The sequence below is a fragment of the Photorhabdus tasmaniensis genome, assembly GCF_011189505.1.
In the GTDB taxonomy this organism is placed as follows: Bacteria; Pseudomonadota; Gammaproteobacteria; order Enterobacterales; family Enterobacteriaceae; genus Photorhabdus; species Photorhabdus tasmaniensis.
The window spans coordinates 1-11,318 of the sequence record NZ_PUJU01000081.1; the positions used below are offsets into that span (position 1 = coordinate 1).

An 11,318-nucleotide genomic window follows, 5' to 3' on the forward strand; every position below is an offset into this window, starting at 1 on the left:
TATTCCCGTTCCATCAATGAGTCGATTCATTAATAGGATTGACTGTTACTGAATAATTCGATTCTCCTAATGGGTGCATATTAAAATCAAGTCTTTTTTTATCAAATAGCACAATGTGTTAAATGCCAAATAAATATAAAAGCTGATACAAGAAGATAAATTACATAACATTTAAATAAAACATAAAAAATGACATTTATTTACATAAAATGAAAAAGCTCACTTATTTTTATATAATTAAGGATCATCAATTCTCAATCAAAGTGTTACATACATGTTGTTATTAAGTTAATTATATTGTATCCATCACAGCTAAGGTCATTTTCAAGTCCGCAATCAAATATATAAAACAATAGTAAGAAAGAATGATTCTCATTCATAATATGCAAATGAGAATATATTCAGTGCCCCTGGGGAATGCCACCACTACAGAGATCCATGAACGAATAAATCCCGGTTATTTATTCTATGCTTAATAGTCAAGATAGTTCATTCGGTGAAAACTGAATAAGGAAAAATTTTATTAGTTGGTGTGGTTATTTATCTTTTAAAACAAAATGCTCTATAAACCCAAGAAACTTCAAGATGCAGTTTTTAGCACCTGAAAATGGTCGTTAATTCTAGACGTCAGCGAGCCTGCTATATCAGGTAGCGTTGTGGTGAAAAATTTGAATACTTTGTCTCGAAATTCATGTTTATCAGCAAAATAACGGTTATTCCGAACATGTTCATTCATGACCTTCCATAATCGCTCTATCGGATTTAAATTTGGGCTGTATGGAGGAAGGTAATTCAATATTGCTAACATAAGCCCCATCCACAATAAGATGAATTTTTTGATGGTAGTTAGGATAAGACCTTCAACCGAGTTTAGTGCTTTGAGTCGGGTGAGCAGCGTCAACGGTGGTCTGATGGAGTCGCAATGCCTGGGCTATCATCACACAACGCCAACCTTCAGAAGCAAGAAGGATGGCTTTTATTCTATCCCGGACTTTCCCATCACGAGGGGTGTCATGAAGACGTTCAAGTTTGATTTTTTGTTCTGATGTAATAAATATTTTCATGGTGAGAATAATGATCTACTGCCCTATTCATTCAAACCTGTGTCGTAATGACGCCATTTTCTATTTACTGATCAGAAAATGGCTTACCCCTACGTTTCCCAGCATTACGTCATTTGCGGAAAGCCCACTTTACATATTTATCGGCATCGCTGTCTTAATCATGGCTCATCGAAAGCTTTACCTACTTCGTTTAAGTTCTGGAATTCACTTGTTGCTCCAGCTGCTTTTGTTTGAATCGAGCACAAGATATCCTGCCGGCTAAAAATCGAAGCTTGCAACAGTGCTGTTTGTTGCAATGATTCGTAAACACCATGATCACGACTGTAAAGCATGGCCCGTTTAACCCCGTTAATAGCAACTGGAGGCCGATCAGCTATACGTCGGGCAGTCGCTAAAGCCCCCTCGATCAATGCCTCCGTAGAAGGGAAGATCTTTACCACAAGTCCTAAATCATGAGCCTGAGCGGCATGTAACGTATCCCCTGTGAGTGCAAGATAGCGTGCCACACCGCCAGGGATCAGATGTTGCAGACGTTGAAGAATACCTAAGTCTGCCATCATACCGATATTGGTTTCCTCTATACGAAACTTCGCATTTTCAGAAGCAAAACAAAAATCACATGCAGCAATTAAGTCAAATCCTGCACCGAGACATACTCCTTGTACTGCGGCAATGATCGGGAAGCGGGCACGTTCCAATACACTTATCGCCTCCTGCATTTGTAATAAGCTAAATTGCATAGCTTCCCGTTCATTAGGATCCGTCGTATGGGTTTCTTTGCTGGAGGCGAAGATTTGCAAGTCAAGCCCACCACAGAATGCGCTACCTTGCGCAGAGATCACCATTGCCCGCACCTCTCCTGAACGACTGAGTTGCTCTATTGCCTCTGGAAATAATTTCCAGAACGTCAGTGCCAAGCTGTTTGCCTTTTCCGGGCGACTGAGCTGCAAATGAGCGACCCCGTTGTCAACGGTGATGTTAAAATACTCGTTGGATTGATCAATTAGCATAGAAGACTCCTCTTACCAGTTTGAATTTGAGCCTAGAATTCAACCCGAGTATTGTCAAGATGCTTATCTACAATAAGATTCAGTTAACAAATTTGTTTTAAGCGAAACCCTAGATTTATGTATGCGGAATGTTTCCATGTAAGACACGTCCCTATGATTCAATAGACTCAAGATGGCTTCGATATGGTGTTTTTTATTTATAAGAATTTTTAACTAAAATTATTTCGGAGAATATCATCCCCTTATGGAATAGGATTTCTTTGATTAAAATGTTACTCAATGGTTTTGTTTTTTTACATTCCGATGAAAATTACCACCTACTAAAGAGAAAATTTGAAATAATTGGTTTTCATGATAAAAATTTATTCTCTTTCTAAAAAACTTTGTGTAATACTTATATGGCTACTTGGAGATTAACTTAAATCTAGAGGGTATTATAATGAATCGTACTAAAATTGTACTGGGTGCAGTAGTTCTGGCTTCTACTCTGTTGGCTGGTTGTTCAAGCACTGCTAAGGTTGACCAACTGTCTTCTGATGTTCAGACTCTGAATTCAAAAGTTGATCAACTGAGCAACGACGTGAACGCAGTACGTACTGACATTCAAGCCGCTAAAGACGATGCAGCTCGTGCAAATCAGCGTCTGGATAACCAAGTTCGTTCCTACAAAAAATAATTTTTTGTAATAAAGTACAAAAATGGCGCACAGTCATCTGTGCGCCGTTTTTTTATCATGAAGTTCTGTCAGAAAAATATCCGCTAACTTCCCTGTCTGCAATAAAATATTAATTTTCCCGATAGATTGGCCCTGGCTGATATAATGGCGGTAATTTAAACGATTCAGATACATCTTTATTGACTTCTTGTTCTGTATCTTTAACGTCGTCTTCCATCGGCACTCTATTTTCTTCTCGCAGATCCTGTTGTATTTCAGGCTGTGTATTTTCACTTACCAGCACCGGTATACCAGAACGGCGTACAATAGCTTGTTCAACAATATTTTTATCTGTCTTGCTATCATCAATGAACTTGTTCAAACCGGCTGATCGGACAATCTGTAATGTTTGTGGATCATCTCCCTCTTTTTTAGACAACGGCTGATGGACTTCAATATAACGTTTACCCTCTGGCTCGACAGAATACTTGACGGCTTCATTAATAATCTGAACTCTGGTTCCACGGGAAACCGTGTTAAACACAGCTTCAATATCATCAGGACGCAGACGGATACAACCCGAACTCACCCGCATACCAATGCCAAAATCAGCATTAGTACCATGAATCAAGTATTCTCCGCGCCCAGCGGCTAAACGCAATGCAAATGCCCCCATTGGGTTTTCCGGGCCAGCAGGAACAACCGCAGGTAAGATAACTCCCCGTTCAGCATAATGCTTACGAATATTCTTAGTCGGCGTCCAGGTTGGATCTTTAATTAGCTGGCTTACCGATGTTGTCATCACTGGTGTATTACGACCAAGCTGTCCAATGCCAATGGGGTAAACGATGACTTTGTTTTTTCCTTTAGGGAAATAGTAAAGTCTTAGTTCCGCAAGGTTAATCACAATCCCCTGCCTTGGTGTATCAGGCAACAACATTTGGGATGGAATAATCAGTTCAGAACCCGGAGCAGGCAAATAAGGATCGGTACCGGGGTTAGCTTCCAGCATTGCTAGTAATCCAATTTGATATTCGGCAGCAATGGCCTCCAGAGAACGTCCGTCATCTGGTACAACAAATGTCGTATTTTCGCCAATTAAACGACTATTGGCAGGTGGCAAGGTATATTCTGTCGCGCTGACGGTATTCGTCAGCGCACTTAACAATAACATGCCGATAAACGTTAAAACTCGTTTCATGCTTGCTTCCTGGAATGACTTCTGAATGTTATCGGATAAATTAAGCGCAAAAGGTTGAAGCCTCATTCACCTGTCGCGGCCGTGTATATTATCAGCCGCGAAAGAAACACGTAAGACTGCGATTTAAACCATTTTACTTGCCGTATTGCGAATGGCATATATCATCGCATGCAGCCCCTGTGTCCGTGATGGTGTTAAATGTTGCTCCAGAGAAAGTTTTGCAAAATATTCAGTCACATCCAAATCCAGGATCTCCTGCGGCGTCTTATCCTGAAAAAGAATAAAAACCATTGCAACCAGCCCTTTCACGATAGCGGCATCACTGTCTCCAACAAATTCCACTTTGCTTTGGTCATTCTTCCTCAGCAAAATCCACACCTGACTCTGACAACCGGCGATTAAATGCTCAGGTTGACGTTGTTCGTCAGTCAGTGGGGACAATCTCGCTCCCAGTTCAATCATATAGAGATATTTTTCTTCCCAATTTTGACAGCGGGAAAAATTACGTAACAATCTATTTTGGTCGAGCAAACTTGCCATGACTTTTTCCTTTATCACTCTTTCGATTTATCACCGTCTCAACCAAGCAGTTTTTCTATCCGCTGCAATGCAGCAACAAGCGTATCAATATCTTCTCGCGTAGTATAAATCGCCAGTGACACCCTGCACATGCTGGGAACGTGATAATGCTCCATCAGAGGCAGTGCACAATGATGCCCGGTACGAATCGCAATACCATATTGATCAAGGAAACTTCCCACATCATAAGCATGATGGAGTCCAAGGTTAAAAGCGATAACCCCCTGACGTTGTTTCGGGCCATATAATTTCAGTGACCTGACCTCTTTCAGCCGGGTCATTGCATAATCCATCAGCGCTTGTTCATGTCGCTGAATTTCATCCAGCCCCAGTGAAGTGACATAATCAACTGCGGCACCAAGCCCAATAATTCCCGCGATATTCGGCGTCCCCGCTTCAAACCGCCATGGTGGTTCCACATAAGTTATCCCTTTTTGCAAGCTGACGTGTTTGATCATTGCTCCGCCACCTTCCCAAGGTGGCATAGCGTCCAGAAGGGATTTACGCCCATAAAGCACACCAATTCCGGTTGGTCCGTATAATTTATGGCTGGAAAAAACATAGAAATCGCACCCCAGATCCTGCACATCAACTTTCTTGTGCATAATGGCCTGAGCACCATCAACCAGAATATGTAACTGACCACCCTGCTCATCAGCCACTCTTCTTGCCTGTTGTATAATTTCACGTACCGGGTTCACTGTGCCGAGCACATTAGACAGGTGAGTAAAAGAAAGTAATTTAGTACGTGAATCAATCAAGGATGCTAAAACCGATTGATCCAACTCACCATTTTCATTCAGGGACCATACTCTGATTTCAAACCCAATTTGTTCCGCCAGCATATACCACGGAACAATATTGGCGTGATGTTCCATTTCAGTAATCACAATATTATCGCCACTATTGATAAATTTGCGGCCATAACTGTTAGCGACCAGATTAATCCCTTCCGTTGTACCTTTGACGAAAACAATCTCTTCATCACTTTGAGCATGAATGAATTGCGCCATCTGATGGCGCACATTTTCAACCATACGGGTAGCCACAGAACTGAGAGTATGAATTCCCCGGTGAACCGCCGCGTACTGGTGTAAACAGAATTCACTTTCCCGTTCTATAACCGAAACCGGCTTCTGAGCACTGGCGGCACTATCAAGATAAACCAGTGGATGCCCATTAACTTGCTGTGTGAGTACCGGGAAATCCTCCCGCACCTTTTTTACAGAAAAAGTCATTTTGCCACTCCCGCTAAACGCCGTTTAATGTGTTTCATGACAACGGTTTTCAGGGCTTCGTCTTCAATACATTCAGTAAGTTCAGCAGCAAAAGCAAATACAATCATATGTTGAGCATCACACCGGCTGATACCACGTGATTGCAGATAGAACAGTTGTTCTTCATCTATCCGGCCAACGGTCGCACCATGACTGCATTTCACATCATCCGCGTAAATTTCCAGTTGTGGTTTGGTATCCACTTCTGCCCGTTTACCTAATAACAAGTTGTTATTGGTCATTTTCCCATCGGTTTTCAGTGCATGAGGCACCACTTTAATCACGCCGTTAAATACCGCTTTACTCTGATCCATCACAATTGTTTTATGTAACTGGCGGCTTTCACAATGGCCCTTATTATGTTCCAGATAAGTACGAGTATCAGCGACCTCTTTTCCTTGTGGCAACAACAAGCTGTTCAACGACAGATTCGCCCCTTCGCCATTAAGCTGAACGCTGGTATTGTGTCGACCAAGCCCGGCACCCAACAGAAAACTGGTGCTCTTCACCCGGGCATCACGACCAACCACAATGTCGTTATGTGCAAAGTGGTAGCTTTCACTATTCTCAACACCCAGTTTTATATGGGTTAAGCTGGCGTTATCCCCCACTTCTGCGGTCAACCGGCTTCCTGTCATATGAGGTTGCTGCTCATCAATACTGACGAAATGTTCAATCACTCTGGCACAGGCATTCGCTTCCACAGCAATGTGATAGCGGTAATGGCTGGTATTCAATGCTTCACCACGATAACCACTGGTTATATTCAGCAGATAAAGGGGGGTTTCCGCAACTTGCCCAGCTTTTAATGTTATGACCAAAAGCTGTTTAGCAAGGCTTTCTGTCAAATGCAGAAAAATCTCGCTCTCGATCGGTGCCGGAAGCCCACTTTTGTTATCCAGTAAACTCAACTGATACGGCCCAAATTCACCGGAACTCAGCAAAGGAGAAAAACAACCATCCACCATAACGATACGCCAGCAATCCATCGGAATCGCTAGTTGTTCGCATTTCTCTAATGTTAATTCACAGATTTTTTCGCTGTATTGCTGACTTAACAGTTGTTCCAGCGGAGTATAGCGCCAATCTTCATGTCTGAATTGAGGAAACCGGGTTTCAGTCACTTTCTGCCAATGCAGACTGGCATGAGATGAATCACCACCATGGCGGCAATGATACAAATCAGCGAAACGCGCTAAGGCTTGCTGATTACGCTCCGCAATCTGACGCGTCTTTTCAGCTTTTTCACTGTTGGTCAATAAGCCAGCCATAGCCTTGCTCCTCCAGCTTTTTCGCCAGACTAAAATCACCGGATTTAATAATCCGCCCCTGATAAAGCACATGGACAAAATCAGGTTTCACGTAATCTAAGATACGTTGGTAGTGGGTTACAATAATGAATGATCGGTTTGGATCACGCAGGGAATTCACACCATTAGCCACAATTTTCAGGGCGTCAATATCCAACCCTGAATCTGTTTCATCCAAAATACAGAGTGTCGGCTCCAGCGCGGCCATTTGCAGAATATCGTTACGTTTTTTCTCACCACCGGAAAAACCAACGTTGACTGAACGTGTCAGCAAGTCTTGTGGCATATTCAGCAGTGCTATTTTTTCTTCGATAAAATCGGCAAAATCAAAACGATCCAACGGCTCTTGATGGCGATATTCACGGACAGCGTTCACTGCCGTTTGCAGGAAGAATTGATTACTGACACCCGGAATTTCCACCGGATATTGAAAAGCCAGGAAAATCCCCTCACCAGCCCGCTCTTCCGGCTCAAATTCAAATAAATCTTTTCCTTTAAAGATGACTTCACCATCATCAATTTCATACTCTTCACGGCCAGCTAACGTTGCCGATAATGTGCTTTTACCTGAGCCATTCGGTCCCATGATGGCATGAACTTCACCCGGCTTAACTTCAAGATTTAATCCTGTCAGGATTTCATTACCTTCAACACTGACTCGTAAATTTTTAACACTTAACATATTACATGCCTTCGAACGACTTAACATTCTGTATAAAAAAGGGAAACAGGGAGAACTCACCCAACACTGTGTTCAAGGCTAATTGCCAGCAATTTCTGCGCTTCAACAGCAAACTCAAGGGGAAGTTCAGAGAACACATCCTTACAGAAGCCATTAACAATCATTGAAATCGCATTATCTTCACTGATGCCGCGTTGCAGGCAATAGAACAATTGATCTTCACCAATGCGGGAAGTTGTCGCCTCATGCTCCAGTTGCGCAGTGTTGTTCTGTACTTCTACATAGGGAAATGTATGCGCGCCACACTCAGTACCAATCAGCATGGAATCACATTGGGTATAATTACGGGCGTTTTCCGCTCCCGGCAGTATTTTTACCAACCCACGATAAATGTTCTGGCTACGGCCAGCAGAAATGCCTTTTGAGATGATAGTCGATTTGGTGTTACGACCAATATGGATCATCTTGGTACCGGTATCTGCCTGTTGAGTACCATTAGTTAGGGCAACAGAGAAGAATTCACCAATCGAGTTATCCCCTTTCAGGATCACACTCGGATATTTCCAAGTAATTGCTGAACCCGTTTCTGATTGCGTCCAGGACATTTTGGCATTTTCGCCTTCACACAATGCTCTTTTAGTCACAAAGTTAAGGATCCCCCCCTCACTGTCACCGCCTGAAAACCAGTTCTGTACCGTGGAGTATTTTACCTCAGCATCTTTATGGATAATCACTTCCACAACAGCGGCGTGCAGTTGATAGCTATCACGTACAGGGGCAGAGCATCCCTCTATGTAGCTGACATAACTGCCCTCATCAGCAATCAAAATGGTGCGCTCAAATTGACCGGTTTTCGCCGCGTTGATACGAAAATAGGTGGAGAGTTCCATCGGGCACCGAACCCCTTTTGGCACATAAACAAAAGTACCATCAGAAGCGACGGCGGCATTCAATGCGGCAAAGAAGTTATCGTAACTTGCAACCACACTGCCGAGATATTGACGGACTAACTCAGGGTATTCCTGTATTGCCTCGCTGAATGAGCAAAAAATAATGCCTTCTTTCGCTAACTTATCCCGATAGGTTGTTGAGACAGAAACTGAATCAAAAATAGCATCTACCGCGACAGCTTCACCTTCCCGCACAGGAACGCCCAGCTTATCAAATGCTTCTTCAATCTCTGCGGTCAAATAATTATTCGTTTGCTCTGTACCCGTTGCCTGCATAGCACCGGATTGCGAACTGCAACTATCATCACAGGCTCCGCATGAAGGTGCTGAATAATAGCTATAGTCCTGGTAATCAAGATGAGGGTAATTCGCCTTCAACCAGTGCGGCTCTTCCATTCCCAGCCAATGGCGATAAGCCTCCAGCCGAAACGCCAGCATCCATTCAGGCTCATTGCGTTTTGCGGAAATTGCCCGCACAACGTCTTCACTCAACCCTTTAGCCAACTCATCAGTCGCTACCTGAGTGAAAAAACCTTCTTTATAACGATGATCGTTGAGCCAGGTCTGCACATCATCGCTGATTTCTACATTGCTCTGAGACATATATTGGTACGCTTATATACCAAAGCTTTCACCACACCCGCAGGCATGTTGAGCTTTTGGATTATTGAATTTAAATATCTGATTTAAACCTTCACGAACAAAATCAACTTCAGTTCCATCGATAAATGGCATGGCTTTCAGGGGAACATACAGACATGCCCCTTCATTTTCATACAATAAATCATCAGACGCAGGATCGTTAACCATCTCAAACACGTAGCCAAAGCCGGCACATCCTGACTGCTTAACCCCCAGATATAACCCTTTACTTTGTGGGTTCTGCTGCATCAATTTCAAGATCTGTGCTGCGGCTCTCCCTGTGATGGTGATCCCTTGCCAGGCGGTTTCATTCAGAGAGAAGGTTTCAACACTATTTGTCATAGTTGACCTCATATTTTTCTTTAGCAATTTTTTGCCGCTGTTATCGGAGTATTCTCCTTACCGTATAATGGTAATGATAACCCTTATCACTTCAACCATTTGTTTTAAGAGGATATACCTTAAATAGATTAAATTTCACCCAAACACAACGACTTATGTTCATCACGTATGAAAATATATTTTTAATTCTTTGTTTTATATATACATTATTAGTTTGATTAATTGTGCTGCTTTGTACTTTTTGATACAAAATAAAAGCACAAAAGGTTCATTATAAATACTATTGATGTGAGCTTTCAGATATACCGGAGATGCAGTATAGACGTTGCCATTATGATTATAATATATACAAAAAGAGTTCCCGTTTAATAAATTCAATTAATTATAAAAATCAAGGGGAAAAGGTTATGAAGCCGTAAAAAATCGTAATATTGCGTTTGATCGTTATTTGTGTGTCGTTACTCTTATTCACATGGATAACAAGGGTCCACTTGGCTCTCAGGCACTCTTTATATTTAAGTGTAATTAAATATAAATTAAAACCACTGGAGTTTTAGTATTAATTGATATACGCCGGTGTTTATAGTTTTGAATAAAAGGAAGCTTTTATCTATTCCTATATTAATCCCTTTAATATAATTCACCATATCCATTCTATTCAACATTTAAATTCATCAGGTATATAAACAAATCACATCACAATGATATTATAAAAATATGAATAAAATGACGGGATAGCCATTAATAGTTGGTGATCGGGCGCTTGAGAGCCATGTTCAACAATAAGCGATGGCGGGGATTGCTCCCCGCCGTTGCTCTTACCTGGGTTCGTACTCCATGAAAACAGCAACCTCCGTTTGGCCGCTTCGGATGCGAACCTCACAGAGATCCTTCCTCGTGACCAGCACAGCCGCTAAAGCGGCAATACAGATTACGATAATAGCGATAAGTACCGCTTTTTGCTGTTTCATGGTTAGCGTCTCCTTGCCTTTCGGCGTGTAAGAGGCTAATCTTATGTTGCTAAGCATAAGGATAGGCCTCGGGTTGATTGAAAGATCACTCGGGGCTTTCTTCTATCTGCTCCGGCACGCCAGAGACAGATAGTCTCAAGCGCCCGCCTAGAATATACCAAAGCAAAATACATATATCTATATATTACATTATATTTCTGAGTTTATTTACCGTAAGCCATCCCTGACTTGTGATTTATTGCTGATCTTCGGTATAAATCCCAGCGGAAATGACACAAATTAAAACCGCTGAAATTTTAGCATTAATTAATATATGCCGGCGTTTATAGATTTGAATAAAAGGAAGTTTTTATTTATTTAGATATTAATTTCTTTGATATAACTCGATATTTAAATTCATCAGATATATAAACAGATCACATAAGCAATGATATTATAAAAATATGAATCAAATGACGGGATAGCCATTAATAGTTGGTGATCGGGCGCTTGAGAGCCATGCTCAACAATAAGCGATGGCGGGGATTGTTCCCCGCCGTTGCTCTTACCTGGGTTCGTAATCCATGAAAACAGCAACCTCCGTTTGGCCGCTTCGGATGCGAACCTCACAGAGATCCTTCCTCGTGACCAGCACA

13 protein-coding genes and 1 pseudogene are annotated in these 11,318 nt (G+C 42.0%); 2 read left to right on the forward strand and 12 right to left on the reverse strand.

Annotated elements, in window-relative coordinates; translation table 11 throughout:
- Positions 1-580: 580 nt before the first annotated feature.
- The 3 genes and pseudogenes from C5471_RS25520 to C5471_RS21885 form a co-directional block, all read right to left on the reverse strand.
- Positions 581-796: pseudogene (locus C5471_RS25520) on the reverse strand (transposase); the annotation flags it as partial.
- A gap of 64 nt (positions 797-860) precedes the next feature.
- Positions 861-1,064, reverse strand: a complete 204-nt coding sequence (locus C5471_RS25525) for a hypothetical protein (RefSeq protein WP_479687640.1) — start codon at positions 1,062-1,064, stop codon at positions 861-863.
- Between the two features lie 158 nt (positions 1,065-1,222).
- A complete protein-coding gene (locus C5471_RS21885; protein WP_133812826.1) occupies positions 1,223-2,074 on the reverse strand; it encodes an enoyl-CoA hydratase-related protein in 852 nt (283 codons plus the stop codon).
- A 439-nt stretch (positions 2,075-2,513) separates the two neighbouring features.
- Between C5471_RS21885 and C5471_RS21890 the strand changes: the two genes are divergently transcribed.
- Positions 2,514-2,750 (forward strand): major outer membrane lipoprotein, encoded by a 237-nt coding sequence (locus C5471_RS21890; protein ID WP_133812825.1) that lies wholly within the window; start codon positions 2,514-2,516, stop codon positions 2,748-2,750.
- Positions 2,751-2,859: 109 nt separating this feature from the next.
- Here C5471_RS21890 and C5471_RS21895 read toward each other — a convergent pair whose 3' ends face one another.
- From C5471_RS21895 to sufA, 7 genes are all read right to left on the reverse strand, one after another.
- Entirely contained in the window at positions 2,860-3,930 is a 1,071-nt protein-coding gene (locus C5471_RS21895) for a L,D-transpeptidase family protein (protein WP_133812824.1), read from the reverse strand.
- 123 nt (positions 3,931-4,053) lie between these two features.
- Positions 4,054-4,470 (reverse strand): cysteine desulfuration protein SufE, encoded by a 417-nt coding sequence (gene sufE / locus C5471_RS21900; RefSeq protein WP_133812823.1) that lies wholly within the window; start codon positions 4,468-4,470, stop codon positions 4,054-4,056.
- A 38-nt stretch (positions 4,471-4,508) separates the two neighbouring features.
- Positions 4,509-5,747, reverse strand: a complete 1,239-nt coding sequence (gene sufS, locus C5471_RS21905) for a cysteine desulfurase SufS (RefSeq protein WP_133812822.1) — start codon at positions 5,745-5,747, stop codon at positions 4,509-4,511.
- Positions 5,744-7,057 (reverse strand): Fe-S cluster assembly protein SufD, encoded by a 1,314-nt coding sequence (gene sufD, locus C5471_RS21910; protein ID WP_133812821.1) that lies wholly within the window; start codon positions 7,055-7,057, stop codon positions 5,744-5,746. The genes sufS and sufD overlap by 4 nt, the downstream gene beginning before the upstream one ends.
- Positions 7,032-7,778 carry a Fe-S cluster assembly ATPase SufC gene (gene sufC / locus C5471_RS21915; protein WP_133812820.1) on the reverse strand — a complete coding sequence of 249 codons (747 nt, stop codon included), beginning with the start codon at positions 7,776-7,778 and terminating at the stop codon, positions 7,032-7,034. The genes sufD and sufC overlap by 26 nt, the downstream gene beginning before the upstream one ends.
- A gap of 56 nt (positions 7,779-7,834) precedes the next feature.
- Positions 7,835-9,331 (reverse strand): Fe-S cluster assembly protein SufB, encoded by a 1,497-nt coding sequence (gene sufB / locus C5471_RS21920; RefSeq protein WP_133812819.1) that lies wholly within the window; start codon positions 9,329-9,331, stop codon positions 7,835-7,837.
- 12 nt (positions 9,332-9,343) lie between these two features.
- Positions 9,344-9,712: a Fe-S cluster assembly scaffold SufA gene (sufA, locus tag C5471_RS21925; RefSeq protein WP_133812818.1), complete on the reverse strand. Its 369-nt coding sequence runs from the start codon at positions 9,710-9,712 to the stop codon at positions 9,344-9,346.
- 431 nt (positions 9,713-10,143) lie between these two features.
- Between sufA and C5471_RS25410 the strand changes: the two genes are divergently transcribed.
- Entirely contained in the window at positions 10,144-10,269 is a 126-nt protein-coding gene (locus C5471_RS25410) for a Hok/Gef family protein (RefSeq protein WP_422630935.1), read from the forward strand.
- 261 nt (positions 10,270-10,530) lie between these two features.
- Here the strand turns inward: C5471_RS25410 and C5471_RS21930 are convergent, their stop codons facing one another.
- Both C5471_RS21930 and C5471_RS21935 read right to left on the reverse strand, forming a co-directional pair.
- Positions 10,531-10,683 (reverse strand): Hok/Gef family protein, encoded by a 153-nt coding sequence (locus tag C5471_RS21930; RefSeq protein WP_133814196.1) that lies wholly within the window; start codon positions 10,681-10,683, stop codon positions 10,531-10,533.
- A gap of 544 nt (positions 10,684-11,227) precedes the next feature.
- Positions 11,228-11,318 (reverse strand): Hok/Gef family protein (locus C5471_RS21935; protein ID WP_166296412.1); only part of this gene is annotated, 91 nt, incomplete at its 5' end.